This window comes from Petrimonas sp. (assembly GCF_963921705.1).
GTDB classification, from domain to species: domain Bacteria; phylum Bacteroidota; class Bacteroidia; order Bacteroidales; family Dysgonomonadaceae; genus Petrimonas; species Petrimonas sulfuriphila.
Map to the genome: position 1 here is coordinate 1,167,921 of NZ_OY997410.1, position 23,143 is coordinate 1,191,063.

A 23,143-nucleotide genomic window follows, 5' to 3' on the forward strand; every position below is an offset into this window, starting at 1 on the left:
TTATGAAAATATTTATAAAATGGTTGAAATGTTGAACAGGAAGATTTGCTTGGGTCCTATCCCCGGTATCCCAGCTTACCCGCTTTCTTCAAGGAATCTATCTTGCCAACATCTATTATCTTTAGGCTGGCAGGGGTATATCCTGTTATAGGGAGAATATTACAGGCAAACAAATAGAAATCGATAATGGAAAATTTGTCCGGGAAATCTTGCATATAGCTAAGGATGGAAGGGTGTAGGATATGGATTCCCGAGAATGCAAGTTTCTTGTAGTGGTCAGCATTGAAATCAGAAAATGGTGATTTTGTTTCTCCTGACTTTTCATTTATCCATCCGGCTAAATGATTGTTTTTGTCGAAAAGGAGATACCGCGATGTTTTCCGTTCGCTCACGACAAGCGTAGCAACAGAATTGCTATCGGTGTGAAAATGGTAAAGGTTTTGTAAATCGATATCCGAAAGAATGTCCACGTTGTGAATTAAAAACGGCTTTTCATCGTCGAAAAACCACGAGGCCTTTTTGATGCCGCCTCCGGTATCGAGAAGCGCCTGGGTTTCATCGGAGAACTCGATACGAATGCCGAAACGGTTGTTATCCTGTATATATTGCCTGATTTGTCCTGCAAAATGATGCACATTAATGATGATTTCATCAAAGCCCGCTGCTTTCAATTTCTGTATCGTATGCCACAACAACGGTTTTCCCGCTACGGGAATCAACGCTTTGGGCATGGTGTCCGTCAGGGGCTTAAGCCTCGTGCCGAGTCCGGCAGCAAAAATCATTGCTTTCATTGAGAGGTCTCCGGGTTTTGGGATTTGAGGTTAAGGCTATTTCTTTCTAAACTCCTGTTCCAGGTTCTGCTCCCGGTGAACGAGAGACACTTTGATTCCGAATTTTTTTGAGATATGTTCCGCCATTCTCTGTGCGGCGTAAACCGACCGGTGTTGTCCGCCTGTGCAGCCGAACGAGACCATGAGGCTAGTGAAGTTCCTTTCCATATATCGTTTCACGTGGCTGTCGACCAGCGGGTAAATGTTGTCTAAAAACAGTTCCATTTCGCCATCCTCCTCCAGAAACTTAATGACCTCTTCGTCCAGTCCCGTGAAATGGCTGAACCGTTCGTACTTCCCGGGATTGTTTATCGCACGGCAATCGAACACATACCCGCCGCCGTTTCCCGATACATCGTTGGGGATTCCTTTTTTGTATGCGAAGCTGAATACCCGTACCTCGAGTTCGCGTTTTTGAGTGTCGGCAAACTGTTTCAGGCCGACCATCTCGTTCAGCATTCCGGTCAGATAGGGATATTCGTCGAAACCACCCTTGAGTAGCTCCCGAAGGTTGTTGAGCGCGAACGGAATACTCTGGATAAAGTGTGGCTTCTTTTCGAAATACCCCCTGAATCCATAGGCGCCAAGGACCTGCAACGTGCGGAACAGTACGAACAGCCGGAGCTTTTCTATGAATTCGGCTTCGTCTACCTCCCTGTACTTTTTGAGTGAAGCGATGTATGTCTTGATGAGTTCATCGCGCAGGTCATCCGGGAAATTGGCTTTTGCCTGCCACAAAAACGAAGCCACATCATAGTGCACTGGACCTTTTCTCCCTCCCTGGTAGTCTATGAAGTAAGGCCGGCCGTCAACAAGCATCACGTTGCGCGACTGGAAGTCACGGTACAAAAACGTGTCCGACTCGTCCTGAAGCAGGTGTTGGGATAGTTTATCAAAATCGTTTTCCAGAAGATCTTCCTGGAATTCCATACCGGTGGTTTTTAGGAAGTTGTACTTGAAGTAATTTAAATCCCAGTGTACCGAACGGTGATTGAATTCGGCCTGAGGATAACACACGCTGAAATCGAGATCTTTAGCCCCCAGCACCTGAAAATCGGCCAACAGGGCAATGGTCTTGTGCAGTATCTCCTTTTCTTCCGTACTGAACACGCCCGTCAGTCGCCCGGCTTTCAGCGCATCGAAAAGTACGCTGTCTCCCAAATCTTCCTGGATGTAAAACATTTCATCACCGGAAACAGCGAGCACCCGGGGGGTATTTAGCCGCTGTATGTGAAAATGGCGCGAGAGTTCGATAAAAGCGTGATTCTCCTCTTTGGATTGTCCGTATACCCCTACAACAGATACTTCGTCCTGCCTTAACCGGTAATACCTGCGGTTGGATCCTGACGAAGGCAGAGGGTCTATTTTGGGGGCCGACTTTCCGGTATAGTTCTTAAATAATTGTACTAATTCTTTCATGCGGATGGTCTTAATTCTCCAGTTCTTTTAACCATACATTTACCACGGCATCGCTAGGCATACGCCAGTCGCCGCGGGGAGAGAGATTGACGGAGCCCACTTTGGGGCCGTCGGGCATGCAGGAGCGCTTGAATTGCTGGGCAAAAAAACGTTTATAGAAAACTTTCAGCCATTTCAGGATCTCTTCCGGGGAATATTGATTGACGAATGCCTGTTGTGCGATGAAATAGATTCGTTTGGGGGAATCTCCGTAACGAAGCATCCGGTGCAGGAAAAAGTCGTGTAGTTCGTATGGGCCGATGAAATGCTCGGTCTTTTGGGCAATTTTCCCCTCTTTGTCTGCCGGAAGCAGTTCCGGACTGAAGGGCGTGTCGAGGATGTCATGAAGAATTTTCCGGGGTTGGTCGCCCATCTGCGTGTCGGCAATCCAGCGTACCAGCGTCTTAACCAATGTTTTTGGAACGCTTGCGTTTACTCCGTACATCGACATGTGGTCGCCGTTGTAGGTTGCCCAACCCAACGCCAGTTCCGATAAATTTCCGGTTCCCACCACCAAACCATTGATTTTATTGGCATAATCCATCAAAATTTGTGTTCGTTCGCGCGCCTGGGCATTTTCGTAGGTGATATCGTGAAGGTTGATATCGTGTTCAATATCTTTCAGGTGTTGGGTAACGGCATTGACAATCGGGATTTCTTTTACCGTTACTCCAACTGATTTCATTAATTCCACAGCATTATTATAAGTTCTGCCGGTTGTTCCAAATCCGGGCATGGTAATCCCGATTATATTTTCGCGTGGAAGTCCGAGAAAATCAAAGGTTTTTGTAGTAACCAGCAGTGCCAGCGTAGAATCCAGTCCGCCCGAAATACCCATAGTTACTGTCTTGATTCCTGTGTGTTGTAATCGTTTTGCTAGCCCCGCCGTTTGTATGTTGAAAACTTCGCTTAAATACTCATCTTCTTTTTCCGGTGACGGGATGAAGGGATACGGGTTGAACTTCCGGTGCCATTTTCCCGTAGAAACCGCTTCCAGCGCACATTCAATCTCTGAAACAGACTCCTCCTGTGGAGGGATGAAATTGCTGTTTTTTAGCCGGTCGCCTCGTAAAGCCACGATATCGATGTCGGAAATGATCATCTCGTTATCCAGGGAGAAACGTTTCCCTTCGGCAAGCAGCGTGGCGTTTTCGGCAATGGTTGCGGCACCGGAAAAAACCAGATCGGTGGACGACTCTCCGCATCCGGCAGAAGCATAGACATACGCGGCATTGCAACGCCCCGACTGCTGTAAAACCAATGATTTCCGGTACGCGTTTTTGCCTACCAGCTCGTTGCTGGCGGAAAGGTTGAAGATGATGTCGGCACCCTGCATCGCTAGTTTCGAAGAAGGGGGCACTGGCATCCAAAGGTCTTCACAGATCTCGATTCCGAAAGACGCGAACGGCGTGTGAAAAATCATCCCGTCGGAAGAGACAGGTATGCTTTCCCCATTGATCTCGACAAAAAAATCGTTCAGGTCACGGCTTCCCGCAAACCATCGTTTCTCGTAAAACTCGTTGTTGTTGGGAATATACGTTTTGGGGACAAAACCCAATACCCCTTCGTGTGAAATAACCGCAGCCACATTGTACAAGCTGTTTTTTAGCAGCAACGGAAGTCCCACAATGGCGATGAGCGAAGGCTTCTTCTTTATGAAGCCGGCCAGCTCGAGCAGTGCTTCAACGGCCTTTTGCTGCAAAGCGGCCTGAAAGAACAGGTCTCCGCATGTATACGAGGTTATGCTTAGTTCTGGAAAGCATACGATTTGGACGTTCTCTTTTTCGGCAACATCGATCATCGATTTGATTTCCGAAACATTGTAATCGCAGTCGGCCACTTTCACCTTGGGAGATGCCGCTGCCACCCTGACAAAACCGTACTCGTTGATTTTCATAGTCGTTTCCCGTTTACGTTGTAAATTGCACAAATTTAGCTATTTTTCGCGAAATGGAATAAAACCGCTTCAGATTAAGGAGGTTATTTCCAGAATCTCGGGGAACTTGTTCAATAGTTCCTGCATGGAATGAAAAACCAAATTTGCTCCGGCATCTTTCAGGATGTTATCGTGGAGCGGCCCTGTGTTGACTCCAATGGTGAAAATCCCGGCCTTGTTCGCAGCTTCTATTCCCAGGGGGGCATTCTCGATTACCAATGCCTGGTTGGGTATCAGGTTTCCCCCTTTCTGCAGCCCCATCAAGAAAGGTTCGGGGTGTGGTTTTCCGATTTTTACATCGAAAGCCGTGACCATTGTCTCAGGGGAGAAAATACCTGGAAAGTCATGGTCCAGCCTGTCCAGCAACGAAGGTTGTCCCGATCCCGTCACCAGAACAGGTCTTAATCCGTTGGATTTTACGAAATCGAGAACTTCCCTGGCTTTGGGGATAGTCTCACCCGTATTGTATTTCACGAATAGTTCGCTTTTTCTTTCGTAGATTGCTTGAATTTCTTCCTCCGTTGCATCCCTGCCAAAATTACGTTGAAAAATAATGTGGATCGTGGATGCTCCGGTTCTGCCTTCGTGCAGGTAAAACTCTTCAGGATTGGTTTTCAGACCCAGCTCTTCCACTGTTTGCTGCCACGATTTTGCGTGAGCCGGCATGGAATTGTAGAGCACGCCGTCCATATCGAACAGGATAGCTTTCAGGTCAAACCGGATGTGGCTGTTCGCTTTTAAGTATTTTTGAAATTGTTCCTTCATATAATTAAAAAATCGCAAGACCGCCAAAAGCGGTCGAGCGATTTATCTGTTTTTGTCGTTTGATGTTTATAATCTCTCTTTTATCGCTTTGGTTTCTGCTTCGTACCCGGGTTTTTCCAGTAGTGCAAACATGTTTCGCTTGTAGGCTTCCACACCGGGTTGGTTAAATGGGTTTACATCAAGCATGTAGCCGCTGATCCCGCAGGCTTTTTCAAAGAAATAGATGAGCTGGCCGATGTAATATTCCGATAATTTTGGAATTTCGATGAGGATATTGGGGACGCCACCATCCACGTGGGCGATTAGCGTGCCCAGCTCGGCCATTTTATTTACTTCGTCCACCCGTTTTCCTTTCAGGAAGTTAAGCCCATCGAGGTTGGCTTCATCGTGTGGAATTTTGACATTTTCTTTGGGTTCCTTTACGGATAAAACCGTTTCGAAGATCGTGCGTTCACCTTCCTGGATCCATTGTCCCATCGAGTGTAAATCGGTAGTGAAATCCACTGCGGCCGGGAATATGCCTTTGCCTTCCTTGCCTTCACTCTCCCCATAAAGCTGTTTCCACCATTCGGCGAAATAGTGCAATTTCGGGTTGTAGTTTGCCAGGATCTCAATCTTCTTTCCTTTCCGGTAAAGTTCGTTGCGGATGGCTGCGTAAATGGCGGGCAGGTTAACTTCGTACGAGGTGTTGGCTCCGGTGGCTTCTTCCATATCTTTGGCGCCCCGAAGGAGTTCGCGGATGTTTATACCTGCGACGGCGATGGGCAGTAAACCAACGGGGGTAAGTACGGAGTAGCGTCCGCCCACATCATCGGGGATAACAAAAGTTTTATAGCCTTCGGTACCGGCCAACGTACGCAAGGCTCCTTTCGATGCATCGGTAATGGCCACTATTCTTCTGCATGCTTCCTCCTTACCCACTTTTCCGACAAGCAAGTCCTTGAGTAGCCTGAATGCGATGGCTGGCTCTGTAGTCGTGCCCGACTTGGATATGTTGATAATCCCGAATTGTCTTTTTTTGAGGTACTCCGTAAGTTCGTGGAGATAATCTTCCCCGATGTTGTTTCCCGCGTACAGGATAACCGGATCTTTTCTTTCGTGCTGCAGCCAGTCAAAAGAATTGGAGAGTGCGTCGATAACGGCCTTGGCTCCCAGGTAACTTCCGCCGATACCCACCACCACTACCACATCGCACCGGGTGCGGAGCGCCGTTGCGGTATCTTCGATATCCCGGATGAAGTCTTCGGTAACTGATGAAGGGAGGTTTACCCAACCCAGAAAATCGTTTCCTGCACGTGTCCCGTCGTGCAACGCCTTATTGGCCGCAGTTGCATTATCTGCCTGTTGCAGGATTTCTTTTTCGGACACGAAATCATATACATGATTGATGACCAGTTTTATTGTATCCATGTTGTATCTGTTGTTAAAAATTTTTGATCAATTCGTTAATTGCGGCCTGAGGACGAAGCTTTTCGTACAGAATTTCGTAAACCGTTTGTGCAATAGGTATTTTCACTTTGAAGTGATTGTTCATCTCCTGAATGCATTTGGCGCCGTAATAACCTTCGGCAATCATTTCCATTTCCAGTTGCGCCGTTTTTACGGAATATCCTTTTCCGATCATCGTCCCCAACGTCCTGTTACGGCTGAACTGCGAATATCCCGTGACCAGCATATCCCCTAAATAATGCTGTTCACAAATGCACCTGTCCATGGGTACGATGGCATCGAGAAAGGTTTTCATCTCTTTGGCGCATTGGGTCATCAGCACCGCCTGGAAATTATCGCCGTATTGCAATCCGGAACAAACCCCCGAAATAATGGCATAAATATTTTTAAGGACGGCAGCCAGTTCAATTCCTACCACATCATCCGATATGGAGGTGTTCATAATGCGCGAACGTATGGCTTCCGAAAGCATTTTTGCTTTCTCGGTATCGTAGCTGGCAACGGTCAGGAACGAGAGCCGTTCAAGCGCGACCTCCTCGGCGTGACAGGGGCCGGATATCACCCCGATGTTTTCCCGCGGGATTTTAAAATTACTCATCAGGTATTCGCTTACCACAATATTGTCGTTCGGTATCATGCCTTTGACGGCAGAGACCACAAATTTCCCCTTTAGTGTACTGCTCATCCATATTTTTCGCATATATTGCTTCACATAGGGAGAGGGGATAGCAATGATGATGGTGTCAGAGTCTTTGATTGCTTTTTCTATGTTCGAATAGAACGTAATCTGGGCCAGGTTGAATTTTACGTTTGTCAGGTAACTGGGGTTGCGGCCGAGTTTGTAAAAACCTTCAATCTGATCGTCGCGACGGATAAACCAATTGATGTGCTTTTCATTCATCAGCACGATTTTTGCCAGAGCCGTAGCCCACGTGCCACCGCCAAGAATAGCAATTTTTCCGAGTGAACTCATTGTGCGTTAAGTGATTCGTTTTTTTTTGCGTTCTCCACCCACGATTTAACATCTTCCACCGACGGGTTGTTCAACTCCATCTTGAATTTCTTGTTCAACCCGCAAATTTCCTGGTGCAGCTTGTTGGGGTTTACGTCTGTAAGGCTCTTCACTTCATTGTAACCCGCTTTCTGCAATACAGCAACCCACGCTTCCGGGATTCCGGTTTCAACATATTTGGACGTTGAATCCTTCTTGGTTTTTTTCTCGGGACGCATTTGCGGGAAAAGGAGTACTTCCTGAATGGTGGTTTGTCCGGTGAGCAGCATCGTAAGCCTGTCCATACCTATACCCATCCCCGATGTAGGTGGCATGCCGTATTCCAGGGCGCGCAGAAAATCCTGGTCGATAAACATGGCTTCGTCGTCGCCCTTTTCCGACAGGCGGAGCTGTTCTTCAAAGCGTTCGCGCTGGTCAATCGGATCGTTCAACTCCGAGTAGGCGTTTGCCAGTTCTTTACCGTTCACCATCAGTTCGAAGCGTTCGGTAAGCTCCGGATTAGCCCGGTGGCGTTTACACAAGGGGGACATTTCGATGGGATAATCGATGATGAATGTCGGTTGAATGTAATTTCCCTCGCACTTCTCGCCGAAGATTTCATCGATCAGTTTTCCTTTACCCATGGTTTCGTCTACCTCGATGTTCAGCTTCCTGCAAACTTCGCGCAATTGTGCCTCATCCATTCCGGTGATATCCATTCCGGTATGTTCCTTAATGGCGTCGATCATGGTGACGCGTGGATATGGCGCTTTAAAATCGATTTCCCTATCGCCGATGGTTGTCTTTGTTGTTCCCAGCACCTTCGTGGCGATCTGTTCCAGCATTTGTTCGGTAAACTCCATCATCCACTTGTAATCCTTGTAGGAGACGTAGATCTCCATTACCGTAAACTCCGGGTTGTGCGTCCGGTCCATTCCTTCATTGCGGAAGTCTCGTGAAAACTCGTAAACACCTTCAAAGCCACCTACGATCAACCGTTTCAGGTAAAGCTCGTTGGCAATGCGTAAATACAAATCAATATCCAGAGCATTGTGGTGCGTGATAAAGGGGCGGGCGGCGGCACCACCGGGGATACTCTGCAAAACGGGAGTATCCACTTCCAGGTAGCCAAATTTGTTGATGAACTCGCGCATGGCATTAAAAATACGGGTGCGCTTGATGAAAATATCTTTTACTTCGTCGTTTACCACCAGATCCACGTAGCGTTGACGGTAACGAAGTTCGGGATCGTTGAACTTGTCGTAGGCCACGCCGTCTTTCATCTTCACTACAGGAAGCGGCTTCAGCGATTTGGCCAGCACGGTCAGCGATTCGGCATGCACAGAAATTTCGCCCATCTGGGTGCGGAAAACAAATCCGGTAATTCCGATGAAATCGCCAATATCGAGCAGTTTTTTGAAAACAGTATTATAAAGTTCTTTGTCTTCTCCGGGACAGATATCGTCGCGTGTGATGTAGACCTGAATTCTTCCCTTTGAGTCTTGTAGTTCGATGAAGGACGCTTTGCCCATAATGCGGCGGTTCATGATGCGCCCTGCTATGCTTACCGGGCGTTTCTCCTCATCGTTGAATTCTTCTTTTATATCGGTGGAATAAGCGTTTACTTCGTAAAGCGCTGCGGGGTAGGGTTCAATTCCTAAATTTCTTAATTCGTTTAAACTTTGTCTGCGGATTATCTCCTGTTCACTAAGCTCTAAATGATGCATTTTGTTTTATTTTTTCGAGTTTCGCAAAAACTCCACAAAAGTACAAAATATATCGCATACTTTCCGTTTGATGTCGCTTTTTTCGTTGATGCAGGGCATGAAAAAATTGATTTTCAGCTAATTTTCCTTCTTTCGAAAAAAGGCAGTGTGGGGTAGTCCGCATGAGGTAGCAGGAAGTAATTATTCCAGCTGTTATTTAACAATAGACAACGGGCGTTTTATGTAGAATTATTCCAAATAGAAAACAGGTGTAAATAATTAAAGAAATATTTCTTTAATTACAAAGAAAATACACTACATTTGTAAAAGATGAAATGTGTGTTTAGTCGAATGACTGTTAATCTCTTACAAGTCTTAAAGGTTGATTTTGTTTAATAAAAAATGCGGGTATGGAAACACTGATAAACGCTCCCGTTACGGGGGAAATTCTCGATGAAATCATCGAAAAATACCGCGGAAAGCCTGGTATGTTGCTCACCACGTTGGAAGAAGCACAGGAGAAAAATCCCCTGAACTATCTTCCGGGTGAAACGCTGGCCGAAATATCGAAAAAACTGAAGGTGCCTTATACACAGGTCTACAGTGTAGCCACGTTTTATTCCTTCTTTAATTTAAAACCTCAAGGCAAGCATTCGATTGTCGTTTGTCGCGGTACAGCGTGTCACACAAAAGGTTCAAAAGCCTTGCTGGATGATATCGGAAAAATTTTAGGTATTAAACGTACCGGTGACGATACTGAATCATCTTTCACTACTCCCGATAACATGTTTACGATAAGGACAGTGGCCTGTTTCGGACAATGCGCACAATCGCCCGTCGTAGCCATAGACAATGTTATTTACAGTAACGTGAATTCCCGGAAATTAATGAAAATCCTGAGCAAATACACCCCACGGCTATGAAACCGTCTGAAATTGAAACCTTAAGAAAACAGCACAAGGAAAGGATCCTGCCGGCGACTCCCATGATTTTGGTTGGAATGGGGACCTGCGGTATCGGTAACGGAGCCGCTACGGTTTATCATCATTTCGAAAAGGTGCTGTCGGAGAATAACTTCGATTGTAAACTCAAGCAGGCCGGTTGTTTCGGTTTCTGCGCTGAAGAACCGATGGTGATGTTCTATCAGCCGGGCAAGCCTATGCTGGTTTACAGTAAAGTGGAAGTGAAGGATGTAAAACGCATCATTGATAATTTACATAAAAACAGGCTGTATAAAAACAAGCTGTTGTGTCGCATCGATGAATGGGATTTCCTGACTTCGGAGGTGGTATTTGGAAAGGGTTACGAAGATATTCCTCACTGGGATGAGGTACCCTTTTTTAAGGGACAGAAGAAAGTGGTGTTGCGCCATGCCGGCCTCATCGACCCTGAAGACATTTTCGATTATATTGCTGTGGGAGGATACAATGCCCTGGCAAAAGCGGTTATGGCTTATGAGCCGGCAGAAGTGGTAGAGCAAGTGATGGCGTCGAAGTTGCGTGGCCGAGGAGGGGCAGGTTTCCCTACGGGAGTAAAATGGTCAATCATGCAAAAACAGGATGCCCGGCAGAAATATGTTATCTGCAATGCGGACGAGGGCGATCCGGGCGCGTACATGAACCGTAACGAAATTGAAAGCGACCCGCACATGTTGCTCGAAGGTATGCTGATAGGTGCTTACGCCATGGGAGCAAGTGAGGGCATTGCATACGTGAGGGCAGAATATCCGCTTGCCGTAAAGCGGCTTCGGACGGCTATCGGGCAAGCTGAACAACTCGGGCTCATTGGTGAAAATATATTGGGTACCGGTTTCAGTTTCAAGATGGACATTGTTGAAGGGGCCGGAGCCTTCGTTTGCGGTGAGGAGACAGCATTGATTGCTTCCATCGAAGGGAAGGCGGGCCGACCGCTTCCGCGTCCGCCTTATCCTGCTAGCAAAGGATTGTACGGAAAACCCACCAATATCAACAACGTGGAAACCTGGTGCAACGTGCCGGTCATCATTGAAAAAGGTGCCGGATGGTTCACAGCTATGGGGACGGAAAAAAGCCCAGGAACAAAAGTGTTCTCACTGGTGGGAAAAGTGAAGAATACAGGGTTGGTAGAACTTCCTCTCGGGTCAAGGTTGGAGCAATTTGTGTTCAATATCGGGGAGGGAACAGGAACTTCCAAACGCGTAAAAGCCGTGCAGACCGGCGGGCCTTCCGGCGGTTGCATCCCGTTGGAGTTTTTTTCAACCCCGGTGGATTACGAGTCACTGGCAGGCATTGGAGCCATCATGGGTTCGGGAGGAATGGTGGTGATGGACCAGGACAACTGCATGGTTGACGTGGCGCGGTATTTTCTGGAGTTCAACGCAGGAGAATCGTGCGGAAAATGTACGCCCTGTCGTGAAGGGGCGTCACAAGCATTGGCTATTCTCACCCGCATCACCCGGGGACAAGGAACGTTCGCCGATTTAACGGTCTTGGAGCTGCTCAGCGGTGTTATCAAAGATTCGTCGCTTTGCGCTCTCGGGCAAACCGCCCCCAATCCCATTCTGACCACGTTAAAATACTTCCGGAACGAGTACGAAGAGCATATCCGGGAGAAACGGTGTCATGCAGGGACATGCGAGTCGCTGTTCATGGCTTTGTGCGAAAATAGCTGTCCGCTGCACATGAACATTCCGGGTTACATCGAACTGATTAAGGAAGACCGTGTGGAAGAAGCCTTTGAGCTTACGCTGCGCGATAATCCCCTGCCGGGAACAATAGGGAGGATTTGTCACTTCCATTGCCAAATGCGTTGCCGTCGTGAAATGCTGGACCAGCCGGTTTCGCAAGGCGAGATCCATCGGTACCTGGCTGATACCATGTACCAGCTAGGGAAAGAGAACGGGATCTACCATAAACTGATTAAAGAAAAACTTCCTCCCACCGGAAAAAGGATTGCCATTGTAGGTGCCGGGCCAGCAGGGCTTACGGCAGCCTTTTACCTGGTACGCCTCGGCCATGATATCACCGTTTACGAGGCTTTGTCCGAAGCTGGGGGAGTAGCGCGTTTCGGCATACCGCATTATCGTTTGCCGAAAGAAGTGTTGAGGAAGGAGGCCAGGCTGATAAAAAAACTGGGTGTGAAATTCAAGTTCAACCAGCGATTGGGAGACAACCTTTCCCTGGAAGAGTTAAAAAATGAGTTCGATGTCATTTATTTGGCGATAGGTGCATGGAAAAATATTGATTTGAAAATTCCGGGAGAAGATGCAAAAGGTGTTTTTGCGGGAACAACAATTCTGAAAGAGATGGCTGTGGGGAAAACACCGAAAGTGGGTGAGCGGGTTGCTATTGTCGGTGCCGGAAACGTGGCCATCGACACGGCCCGGAGTTTATTACGCCTGGGAAAGGATGTAACCATCGTTTACCGGCGTGAAAAAGGGGATATGCCTGCCAACGCCGTCGAGATATCGGAATCGGAAGAAGAAAAAATCAACTATCGTTTTATGGCTTCTCCCAACGGGATTATAACGGATAAATCGGGCAGAGTAAAAGCGCTGCACATTGAAAGGATGTCGGGTGGAAGCATCGATTCTTCCGGGAGGAAAAAACCGGTTGCCACCGGAGTATTTGAAGAAATTCCGTGTGATGCTGTTGTGCTGGCTGTCGGTGAACGGGTAGATTCCGGATTTCTGGCTGAAAAAAATATGAAGCTTACCCGGGACGGGCGAATCGTTATTGATCCGTTCACTTTTCAAACAACTGATCCGAAAGTCTACGCCGGGGGAGATGCGGTAAGCGGCCCCTCAACAGCGGCAGAGGCAATGGGGATGGCGAAGAAAGCCGCTGCTGCGATGGACAGGATGTTGACGGGTGAAAACCGGTTTTACCTGCTCTCGCCCCCGTTTGACTATCGAAACGTTGTGCCCGCAAATCCAAAACCCGCTTCGAAGAATGTTCCGAGGAGGCTTTCGGTGAAAGACCGGGTGAATAATTTCAACGAGATCTCCTGCGGATTTACGGGTGAGCAGGCCCGCAATGAGGTGGAGAGGTGCCTGAGGTGTGACGTGAAATATTAATCTGAAAAAGCTGTATTATGGAAATTAACATCAATAACCGTCCTGTTCAGGTAGCTGAAGGAGCCACCATTCTGGAAGCATGCCGTTCTGTGGGAATAGAGGTGCCTACGCTGTGTTACCTGAAAGATGTATCGCAAAATGCGTCGTGTGGCGTTTGTGTGGTGGAAGTGAAAGGTGCTAAATCGTTATTACGCTCGTGCATCACCCAGGTTACCGAGGGAATGGAAATTTCTACAAACAGCCCGAGGGCCATGCAGGCAAGAAAAGTAAATGTTGAGTTATTGCTGGCCAATCATCCTCAGGATTGTTTGATTTGTGACCGGAACGGAAACTGCGAATTGCAGGAGTTGACCCATGCATTAGGGATTAGTGCTAGGCGGTTTGTTCGCACCCGGAAGGAGCTGCTGGTAAAAGACGAAACATCGCTTTCGCTGGTGCGCAACCCGGAAAAATGCATCCTGTGCGGCCGTTGCGTTGCCGTTTGCAGCCAGATGCAGGGAGTAAAGGCAATCGATTTTTCGGGACGGGGATTAAAAAGCAAAATCTCCACTTTTCTCGATTCGGGGTTGGGGCTTGTAGCCTGTTCAAATTGCGGGCAATGCGCCCTGGTCTGCCCCACAGGAGCTATAACGGAGAGAAGTTCGGTAAGCGAAGTCTGGGCAGCCTTACAAGATCCCGGAAAGATTGTTCTGGTGCAAACCGCGCCAGCCGTGCGTGTCGGAATAGGAGAGGCTATGGGAATGCCTTACGGAAGCCTGGTTACAGGTCAAATGGTTGCCGGATTACGCCGACTCGGATTCTCGAAAGTGTTCGATACTAATTTCGCTGCCGACCTTACCATTATCGAGGAAGGGAATGAGCTGCTTCACCGCATCAGGACGGGCGGGGAGTTACCGATGATTACTTCCTGTTCGCCGGGATGGATCAAGTTTATCGAGGATTTTTATCCGGGTTTGTTGAGACACCTGTCCACCTGTAAATCACCGCAGCAGATGTTTGGCGCTGTGGCAAAAACCTATTATGCCGAAAAAACGGGAGTCGATCCGAGAAGCATCGTGGTGGTTTCCATCATGCCTTGTACAGCCAAGAAGTATGAGGCGAAACGTCCTGAAATGGACGGAGCATTCCATTACTGGAAAGAGAAACTTAAACTAAAAGATGAGGAACATTTTTTTGATGTGGATTTTTCGCTTACCACTCGCGAGCTGGCACGTATGTTCAGTGAGTCGGGGGTAAATTTTTCCAGTCTCCCGGAAGAACGGTTCGACAGCCCGTTGGGTGAATCAACCGGTGCCGCCGTAATATTTGGCGCTACCGGAGGGGTGATGGAAGCGGCACTGAGGACAGCTTATGAGGTGTATACCGGTAAAACACTACATGACGTCAATTTTACATCTGTACGGGGTTTCCAAGGAATAAAAGAGGCGGACGTAAATTTGAACGGAACGGTTATTAAGGTAGCTGTCGCCCATACACTCAAAAACGCCGGAATTTTGTTGGAACAGATTAAAAACGGCACTTCACCCTACGTGTTTATTGAAGTGATGACATGCCCGGGAGGTTGCCTTGGCGGTGGTGGACAACCCATTCCCACCAACGCGGAAACACGTGAAAAACGTGCTGAATCTATTTATTACGATGACGATCATAAAGCGATACGAAAATCACATGAAAATCCGGAGATTACCGCAATATATGCCGATTTCTTAAAAAAACCGCTGGGGGAGAAGTCGCATCACTTGCTTCACACCCATTATATGAAGAGGGAGTATTAAGTTTCAACACAGTAATTTACCCCTGAAAATTTCATTTATTTGAATAAAATGATTTACTTTGTAATAGAAACCAGACGTATTGTATTAGCTTATTGGCTACCAGTCTGTTATGAGAGTAATTGTAATTGACGATAATTATTGCTGCAAGTTTCTATTTGACAAAATAATCTTTTTTCTACCAAAAACAGAGGTGGTCTGATGTGTGCTCTGAGCAAAATGACAGGAGTTTTTAAAGTTTAATCCTATGAATTTATACACGGTAAACGAATTGGTGAAAGGTACCATTTGCCAGGAATGCAGCACGTCACAAGAATTTACTTATGCTTTTGCGTCGGACCTGATGAGTGATGTGTTGCGCTTTAATATGGAAAAGACGATACTCATTACCGGTTTATCTACGGTTCAGACATTACGGACGGCCGAGATGTCGAACATTGAGTGTATTATTTTTGCCCGCGATAAAAAAGTAACCGATGAAATGATAACACTTGCTGCTGAAAACAATATTTCGCTTATCACAACACCGCTTACGCTTTTTGAAGTTTCGGGCAGATTGTACAGCAACGGGATAAAGCCCATCTTTTGATATGCAATTCGAGTACGATATACAGGGTGGGGATTTTAGTTCAGCCGGAAAAGCGAGCTCGGACATAAAAAAAATACTCAAGCAACTGAATATTGACCCCCAGGTCGTCCGCAGGATTGCCGTTGCATTGTACGAAGCCGAAGTAAATGTGGTGGCACATGCTTACAAGGGAGTAATGAGGGTTGACCTGGATGCTCAGAAAATAAAAATTCTGCTGGAGGATGAAGGCCCCGGCATTGAAAATATTGAAAGGGCCATGCAGGAAGGTTTTTCCACAGCATCGGAGGAAGTCCGACAAATGGGATTCGGTGCAGGAATGGGATTGCCCAATATAAAGCGGAATACCGATGAAATGCACCTCACATCGGTTCCAGGCAAGGGGACTACGTTGGAGATGACAGTGAAGTTTTGAAATAGATATCAGACAGCAAAGCGGTCTGCAATCTGAAGTCAATGAAAAATATGAAGGACCGGGATTACACACACGCCATTCAGATCGATACCGACAAATGTATCGGTTGCTCACACTGTATGCAGGTTTGTCCTACCCAGGCCATCCGTATCGTAGAAGGACATGCCGGCATTATGTCTGAACGTTGTGTGGATTGCGGCGAATGCTATCGTGTCTGCCCTGTAAGGGCGATTTATGTTAAGGATGATGGCTTGTCGGTTATAAGGCACGACGCTTACCGTGTTGCGCTGGTTCCTTCGGTTTTTATCGGCCAGTTCCCGTCGGAACACACGGCTTCCGAGATTATGGAAGCGGTCAGACTAATTGGCTTCGATGAGGTACTGGAGGTGGAGCAGGCGGTGGATTTTATGAAAAAAGAATACGCGAGGTTTGCCGGCGAAGCGGAGAATGTAGTCCGGCCGGTCATCAGTTCGTTTTGTCCTGCGATTGTCAGGCTTATTCAGGTTCATTACCCGTCGCTTACCGGGCAAATACTGAAAATAAAAGCACCTCACGACATAGCCGCGCTCTATGTTCGCAAGTCAAAAGAAAAAGCCGGAATAGATCCGCGGAACATTTTTATCTGCTACGTGACGCCATGTGCTGCGAAAATTGTCGCTGCAAGGGCTCCGGTAGGCGAAAAAGTTTCCGCTATTGACGGCGCCATAGATATGAAAGAGGTATACAACCTGGTTTCAAAAACGTTGATGGAAAAAAAAGAGGCCCGGTTGTCGAAACAGTTTGCCAACATGAGTCCCGACTCCGTGAACTGGTCTTTGTCGGGAACCGAGAAACAATACTTCCGGGGCCGTGCCCTGGCTATTGACGGAATGGACAACGCCATGGAATTCTTAGACAGGCTGGAGTCGGGCAGGGTTACCGGAGTGGATTTTCTTGAAATGCGCGCTTGCGATCAGGGTTGTGCAGGTGGTATTCTTTGTCCCGGCAACCGTTTCCTGACGGTTGAACGATTGGAACAGCGGGAGAAGAAGCTGGTTCACTTGACGGAAGTGAATAAACCGGGCAAGAACGACCTGATGGATTACGCCGAAGAATTGCATCAGGTGTCTACGACCGACCCGGTTTATCCGCGCGACGGACTGCTGCTCGATGAAGATATGGAAAAGGCACTTCAGAAAATGGATCGCATCAAGAAGCTTAACTCCTATCTTCCCGGATTCGATTGTGGTGCCTGCGGTGCACCCACCTGTCGTAGCCTGGCGGAAGACATCGTTAAGGAAAAAGCGACCATTTCGTACTGCGTTTTTGTACAGCGTGTGATGGAAAAAAATTATAACCTGAGTCCCGATCAAGCTTTTCACGTCATCGAAAAGATATGGGGCAAGGATCGGCTCAAAAAATATCAACTTCAGAATGGAAAAACCGAATCTTAATAAACTGACAGAGGAGTTGGATTTCGAATGTTTGTCCGGCAAAACGTTGCTAGACAGAATTCCCCAATCGGCTTATGTTTCCGATTTGCTGAGCGATGTGATGGGAAAAGCCCGGGCCGGAATGATTTGGGTGACCTCGCAGGTTCACAAGAATATAGTAGCGGTGGCCTCGCTCAAGGAGTTGAGTGCGATTGTTATCGTGAATGAGCGTCCAGTGGAAAAAGAATTGCTGGAGCAGGCGGAAAATGAAGAGGTGGTAGTGCTGGCATCTAACCTGCCGGCATTTGAAACAGTCGGGAAATTATATAATTATTTAGCCGGCAGATGTTAGGCCGCTGCGCTGACAGAGTCCAGACCGCAATGAAACATTTCAAGGCCGACCTGCACATTCACACTTGCCTCTCTCCCTGTGGAGACTTGGAGATGAGTCCCGGCAGTATTGTGCAGACTGCCCGGGAGAAAGGGTTGGACATTATTGCCGTGACCGATCATAATTCCACCCGGAACGTGAGGCCTTGTCTCGAAATAGGGAAAGAGTTCAGCCTGTTTGTTATCCCCGGGTGCGAAGTAAATACGCAGGAAGAGGTGCATTGCTTGTGCTACTTTCCCGACCTGAAAGCACTGGACAGATTCCAACAGTATTTGGACGAGAAAATTCCGGACATCAAGAATAATCCTGAACTTTTTGGTTGCCAGGTAGCAGTGGATAAGGACAATGTGATTGTATACGAAGAGAAGAGGTCGCTCTATACGGGAATTCGGGACGATATTGAAGGTGTGCAGCAAAAAGTACATTCACTGGGAGGTGTTTTTGTCCCGGCACACATCGATCGCATGAAAAATGGCATTTACGGCCAGCTGGGATTTATTCCTGTCGATTTGCATTATGATGCCTTGGAGATTTCTAAAAGGATACATCCCGAAGATTTTCTGAGACTGCATCCCGAGCTTGTAGCGAAGAAAATCCTGCGAAGTTCCGATGCGCACTTTCTGAGCCATATTGCCAGCGTGTATACCGATTTCTACCTGGAAAGGCCGGACTGGGAAAGTTTTAAGAAAGCGTTTTATGGTTGACCTGGCCATGCATATGATGGATATCGTCCAGAACGCTGTTCGGGCAAACGCGACAAAGATCGATATCGGATTCCTGGAATACAGTCGGGATGCCACACTTACGTTTTCGGTAAATGACAACGGTTCGGGGATGACCCCCGAAACGGTAGAGAAGCTGGAGGATCCGTTCTTTACCACGCGAACCACTCGAAGGGTAGGCCTGGGAGTGCCGTTCCTGAAAATGTCGAGCGAACAGGCAGGAGGCTCTTTGAAAGTAGTATCGAGCCCAGGGGTGGGAACCCGGATTGAAGCGGTTTACAGAACCGATAATCCCGATTGCCTCCCGCTGGGTGACCTGGCCGGATACCTGGTGTTATTGCTGGTCGCCAATCCCGGTATTCGTTTCAGTTTCCGGTACAAGATGGACGAAAATGAATTTTCACTTGATACCGGGGAATGGACCGAGCAGGGGATCACGGAATTTTCGAAAAACGAAATGGCTCCGGCTGTAAAAGAATATATTCATGAAAACCTGAAAGAGTTATACAAGAACAGAAACACGGAGAGTTACTTGTGTTGAATAATTTAATTTAAACTTACTATTATGGCAGGAATTAAAACATTGGCTGACCTGAAACGCAAACAGGAGGAAGTCAAAACCCAGATCAACCTGAGGGATAAGGCCGAAAATCCCGGGTCGCAAGTGCAGGTGAAAGTGGCGATGGCCACCTGCGGTATTGCGTCGGGGGCCAAAAATGTGATGGATTTTTTCGTGCGCGAATTGCCTAAACGCGGCATAGGAGCCGTTGTGACGCAAACCGGCTGCATGGGTTATTGCTTCGCGGAGCCTACCGTGGAGATCACTATTCCCGGAAAAGACCCGATCGTATTTGGGTATGTCGACCCCGCTAAAGCGGATGAGATCATCGAACGTTATATCAAACAAGGTGAGTTGGTAGACGGAATTATACCGCAGAACTACAACACCATAACAAACACAGATTAACCGAAAATAATTACCTATGAGTCAGTACAAAATACACATACTCGTTTGTGCAGGAACAGGTTGTCAGTCGTCACAAAGTGGACTGATCTACGAAATGCTGCAGGATGAACTGGACTGGAAAGGGTTGAAAGATGAGGTTCAGGTCATTAAAACCGGATGTTTTGGGTTTTGTGAGAAAGGACCCATTGTGAAGATACTTCCCGATAATACCTTTTATACACAGGTAAAACCCGAAGATATCCGTGAAATTATTGATGAGCACATTATTAAAGGACGCAGTGTCCACCGGTTGCTCTATCTGGATCCGGAAACCGAAGAACATATTCTGGATTCAAAACACATGGGGTTTTATAAAAAACAGCTTCGTATCGCACTGCGGAATTGCGGTACCATTGACCCGGAAAATATAGACGAATCCATTGCACGCGATGCTTATCAAGCTCTTGGAAGGGCGTTGACCGAACTTACCCCCCAGGAAACTATTGATATCATTAAAAGATCAGGGCTACGCGGGCGGGGAGGTGCCGGTTTCCCGACCGGCATAAAATGGGAAATTGCCAGCAGGAACGATGCAGACCAGAAATACGTGGTGTGTAATGCTGACGAAGGCGATCCCGGTGCTTTTATGGACCGTTCGATCCTCGAGGGTGACCCTCACAGTGTTCTTGAAGCTATGGCCATCTGCGGATATTGTATCGGTGCAACAAGAGGACTGATCTATATCCGGGCGGAATATCCGTTGGCTATCAAGCGCCTGAAGATTGCGATAAAACAAGCACGTGAATACGGTTTGTTGGGTGAAAATATTTTCGGAACCGGCTTCAGTTTCGATATAAACCTTCGCTACGGCGCAGGTGCATTTGTTTGTGGGGAAGAAACCTCACTCATCCACTCGATGGAAGGGAAACGCGGGGAACCATCCAATAAGCCTCCATTCCCAGCGCAAAAAGGATATTTGGGAAAACCTACCAACGTGAACAACGTGGAGACGTTTGCCAATATTCCGGTTATCCTGTTAAAAGGAGCCGAATGGTTTTCTTCCATCGGAACCGAAAAGTCGAAAGGAACAAAAGTGTTTGCCCTTGCCGGAAAGATCAATAACGTCGGACTGATTGAAGTGCCGATGGGAATTACGCTCCGTGAAATTATTTACGAGATTGGCGGAGGCATTAAAGGCGGTAAAAAATTCAAAGCCGTGCAGACCGGGGGGCCCTCAGGCGGTTGCTTGACGGAAAAACACCTGGATACGCCCATCGATTACGAAAGCCTTACGGCTGCCGGTTCCATGATGGGGTCGGGTGGCATGATCGTGCTCGACGAAGACGATTGCATGGTTTCCGTTGCGAAATTCTACCTCGACTTTATTGTGGAAGAGTCGTGCGGAAAGTGCGCTCCCTGCCGTATCGGTAACAAACGCTTATACGAAACGCTGGAGCGGATCTGCGACGGAAAAGGAACCGGGGAAGATTTGGAAAAACTCGAAAACCTTTCCAGCGTGATTAAAGACACTTCGTTGTGCGGGCTGGGACAAACATCCCCCAATCCGGTACTGTCGACGCTGAATAATTTTCAGGAAGAGTACAGAGAACACGTCTTCGATAAAAAATGCCGGTCGGGCAAATGCAGGAACCTGCTTTATTATGTCATTGATGATGAGAACTGCGTCGGCTGCATGGCTTGTGTGCGGTCTTGCCCCGTTAATGCCATCACCGGAGCCAAGAAACAGACCCACTTTATTCATCAGGATAAATGCATCAAGTGCGGTGCCTGTATGGAGAAATGTCAATTCGATGCCATAAGCCTGAAATCGGATTACAGGATTGGCACTTCGGTGCCCGACACTGCCGACATCTAACACCTAAAAAACTAAAAATATGATAGAACTCACCATAGACAACAAAAGAATAACGGTGGAACCGGGAACCACCATTTTAAAAGCTGCCCGGCAAGCAGGTATCGAAATTCCGACGCTGTGCCACTTTGAAATGTGCGACATGGGTATAGAAAACAAACCCGGGGGATGCCGCATATGTGTGGTGGAAGTGGAAGGACGCAGGAACCTTGCTCCATCGTGTGTGACCGAGGCGCAGAACGGAATGGTCATAAACACGCACAACATCCGCGTGCTAAACGCACGAAAAACCGTGTTGAAGCTGATCATCTCAGACCATCCCTTCGATTGTCTCGTGTGTGCGAAATCGGGACAATGCGAACTGCAGCACCTGGCTACACAGTTTGGCATCCGGAGCATGCCCTACGGCGGCGAACAGTCGCACTACAGAAAAGATACCTCCCCTTCCATCATTCGCGATGTGGATAAATGTATATTGTGCCGCCGCTGCGAAATGGTTTGTAACGAAGTGCAAACCGTCGGTGCCCTTTCGGCGGTCAATCGCGGATTTATGGCAGTGGTGGCTCCTGCTTTCGAAATGAACCTCGAAAAGTCTCCCTGTACCTATTGCGGGCAGTGTGTCTCGGTTTGCCCGACGGGAGCGCTTACCGAGGTAGACCACAGCAACGAGGTGCTTCGTGCGTTATCGAATCCGAAGAAAACGGTGGTGGTGCAAACCGCACCGGCCGTACGCGCAGCGCTGGGAGAAGAATTCGGACTGGAGCCGGGAACGCTGGTCACCGGGAAGCTGGTGGCGGCACTTCGCCGGCTCGGTTTCGATTACGTTTTCGATACCGATTTCAGCGCCGACCTCACCATCATGGAAGAGGGAACGGAATTGCTGAACCGCCTCAAAGGACATTTGGCCGGAGATCCCAACGTCCGGATTCCGTTGCTGACATCCTGCTGTCCGGGTTGGGTGAATTTCTTTGAACACAATTTTCCCGATCTGTTGGATGTACCATCAACGGCAAAGTCGCCGCAGCAAATGTTTGGTGCAATTGCTAAATCCTATTTTGCCGAAAAGATCGGTGTGAGCCGTGAAGACCTGATTGTGGTTTCCATTATGCCTTGCCTGGCCAAGAAGTACGAATGCCAGCGCGACGAATTCAAGGTGGACGGCAATCCCGATGTGGATTATTCCATTTCCACGCGTGAACTGGCTGCTTTCATCAAGCAGGCAAACATCGACTTCCTGGGGTTGCCCGATGAGGAGTTCGACGACCCTCTCGGCGAATCGTCGGGTGCAGGTGTTATTTTCGGAAACACCGGAGGCGTTATCGAGGCCGCCTGTCGCACGGCTTACGAACTCTACACGGGCCAAACCCTCGATAAGGTGGAGTTTCATGAATTGCGCGGTATGGAAGGTATTCGTTCCGCAACAGTGGATTTCGACGGATTGAAACTGAATATCGGAATCGCGCACGGATTGGGTAATGCCCGTAAGTTACTGGACGAGGTCCGTGCCGGAAAATCGCAGTATCATGCCATTGAAATCATGGCTTGCCCCGGAGGATGCATCAGTGGAGGTGGACAGCCTTACACACACCTGAAGGAAGAGATACTGGTGAAACGCACCGCAGCCCTGTATACGGAAGATCAACGCAAGGCCATCCGTAAATCGCATGAGAACCCATCGATCATCAAGCTCTATAACGAGTTTTTGGGCGAGCCGGGTAGCCACAGGGCCCACAGCCTGCTCCATACGGAATATTTTCCGAAGAGCAATGAGGTAACCATTTCGTTGAACAATCATTAAAGAAAGTATATGAGCCAGAAAACAGATATAGCACCGGCA

At 47.9% G+C, this 23,143-nt stretch carries 19 protein-coding genes; 12 read left to right on the forward strand and 7 right to left on the reverse strand.

Annotation, left to right across the window (positions count from 1 at the left end):
• Nucleotides 1-56: 56 nt before the first annotated feature.
• From AACM02_RS04925 to lysS, 7 genes are all read right to left on the reverse strand, one after another.
• The gene (locus AACM02_RS04925) at nt 57-791 is read right to left on the reverse strand and encodes a nucleotidyltransferase family protein (RefSeq protein ID WP_339116240.1); all 735 of its coding nucleotides are present in this window, start codon (nt 789-791) and stop codon (nt 57-59) included.
• A gap of 36 nt (nt 792-827) precedes the next feature.
• A complete protein-coding gene (locus AACM02_RS04930) occupies nt 828-2,255 on the reverse strand; it encodes a phosphotransferase (protein ID WP_339117434.1) in 1,428 nt (475 codons plus the stop codon).
• Between the two features lie 4 nt (nt 2,256-2,259).
• Nucleotides 2,260-4,185 (reverse strand): NAD(+) synthase, encoded by a 1,926-nt coding sequence (locus AACM02_RS04935; RefSeq protein WP_339116241.1) that lies wholly within the window; start codon nt 4,183-4,185, stop codon nt 2,260-2,262.
• Nucleotides 4,186-4,254: 69 nt separating this feature from the next.
• Nucleotides 4,255-4,989 carry an HAD family hydrolase gene (locus AACM02_RS04940; protein ID WP_339116242.1) on the reverse strand — a complete coding sequence of 245 codons (735 nt, stop codon included), beginning with the start codon at nt 4,987-4,989 and terminating at the stop codon, nt 4,255-4,257.
• 66 nt (nt 4,990-5,055) lie between these two features.
• Nucleotides 5,056-6,399, reverse strand: a complete 1,344-nt coding sequence (locus AACM02_RS04945) for a glucose-6-phosphate isomerase (RefSeq protein ID WP_332456539.1) — start codon at nt 6,397-6,399, stop codon at nt 5,056-5,058.
• Between the two features lie 13 nt (nt 6,400-6,412).
• A complete protein-coding gene (locus tag AACM02_RS04950) occupies nt 6,413-7,411 on the reverse strand; it encodes an NAD(P)H-dependent glycerol-3-phosphate dehydrogenase (protein WP_332456538.1) in 999 nt (332 codons plus the stop codon).
• Nucleotides 7,408-9,156, reverse strand: coding sequence for a lysine--tRNA ligase (gene lysS / locus AACM02_RS04955; protein ID WP_332456537.1), 1,749 nt, complete (start codon nt 9,154-9,156; stop codon nt 7,408-7,410). The genes AACM02_RS04950 and lysS overlap by 4 nt, the downstream gene beginning before the upstream one ends.
• A gap of 389 nt (nt 9,157-9,545) precedes the next feature.
• Here lysS and AACM02_RS04960 point away from each other — a divergent pair, with 389 nt between their 5' ends.
• The 12 genes from AACM02_RS04960 (at nt 9,546) to AACM02_RS05015 (ending at nt 23,104) form a co-directional block, all read left to right on the forward strand.
• The gene (locus tag AACM02_RS04960) at nt 9,546-10,058 is read left to right on the forward strand and encodes an NAD(P)H-dependent oxidoreductase subunit E (protein WP_332456536.1); all 513 of its coding nucleotides are present in this window, start codon (nt 9,546-9,548) and stop codon (nt 10,056-10,058) included.
• Nucleotides 10,055-13,189, forward strand: coding sequence for an FAD-dependent oxidoreductase (locus AACM02_RS04965; RefSeq protein ID WP_339116243.1), 3,135 nt, complete (start codon nt 10,055-10,057; stop codon nt 13,187-13,189). The genes AACM02_RS04960 and AACM02_RS04965 overlap by 4 nt, the downstream gene beginning before the upstream one ends.
• Nucleotides 13,190-13,206: 17 nt before the next feature.
• On the forward strand, nt 13,207-14,964 hold the full coding sequence (locus AACM02_RS04970) for an NADH-dependent [FeFe] hydrogenase, group A6 (RefSeq protein WP_339116244.1): 1,758 nt from the start codon (nt 13,207-13,209) through the stop codon (nt 14,962-14,964).
• A gap of 244 nt (nt 14,965-15,208) precedes the next feature.
• Complete coding sequence (locus tag AACM02_RS04975; protein WP_214024824.1) at nt 15,209-15,550, forward strand: transcriptional regulator; 342 nt, start codon at nt 15,209-15,211, stop codon at nt 15,548-15,550.
• 1 nt (nt 15,551) lies between these two features.
• Nucleotides 15,552-15,962: an ATP-binding protein gene (locus AACM02_RS04980; protein ID WP_214024823.1), complete on the forward strand. Its 411-nt coding sequence runs from the start codon at nt 15,552-15,554 to the stop codon at nt 15,960-15,962.
• 41 nt (nt 15,963-16,003) lie between these two features.
• Nucleotides 16,004-17,395 carry a [Fe-Fe] hydrogenase large subunit C-terminal domain-containing protein gene (locus AACM02_RS04985; RefSeq protein WP_339116245.1) on the forward strand — a complete coding sequence of 464 codons (1,392 nt, stop codon included), beginning with the start codon at nt 16,004-16,006 and terminating at the stop codon, nt 17,393-17,395.
• Complete coding sequence (locus AACM02_RS04990) at nt 17,376-17,726, forward strand: DRTGG domain-containing protein (protein WP_214024821.1); 351 nt, start codon at nt 17,376-17,378, stop codon at nt 17,724-17,726. Before AACM02_RS04985 ends, AACM02_RS04990 begins: the two co-directional genes overlap by 20 nt.
• Nucleotides 17,727-17,755: 29 nt before the next feature.
• Nucleotides 17,756-18,469, forward strand: a complete 714-nt coding sequence (locus AACM02_RS04995) for a PHP domain-containing protein (protein WP_339116246.1) — start codon at nt 17,756-17,758, stop codon at nt 18,467-18,469.
• Nucleotides 18,462-19,028, forward strand: a complete 567-nt coding sequence (locus tag AACM02_RS05000) for an ATP-binding protein (RefSeq protein WP_332456531.1) — start codon at nt 18,462-18,464, stop codon at nt 19,026-19,028. Before AACM02_RS04995 ends, AACM02_RS05000 begins: the two co-directional genes overlap by 8 nt.
• 24 nt (nt 19,029-19,052) lie before the next feature.
• Nucleotides 19,053-19,454 carry a (2Fe-2S) ferredoxin domain-containing protein gene (locus AACM02_RS05005; protein WP_339116247.1) on the forward strand — a complete coding sequence of 134 codons (402 nt, stop codon included), beginning with the start codon at nt 19,053-19,055 and terminating at the stop codon, nt 19,452-19,454.
• A gap of 16 nt (nt 19,455-19,470) precedes the next feature.
• Nucleotides 19,471-21,309, forward strand: a complete 1,839-nt coding sequence (locus AACM02_RS05010) for an NADH-quinone oxidoreductase subunit NuoF (protein ID WP_332456530.1) — start codon at nt 19,471-19,473, stop codon at nt 21,307-21,309.
• A 19-nt stretch (nt 21,310-21,328) separates the two neighbouring features.
• Complete coding sequence (locus AACM02_RS05015) at nt 21,329-23,104, forward strand: NADH-dependent [FeFe] hydrogenase, group A6 (RefSeq protein ID WP_339116248.1); 1,776 nt, start codon at nt 21,329-21,331, stop codon at nt 23,102-23,104.
• Nucleotides 23,105-23,143: the final 39 nt, after the last annotated feature.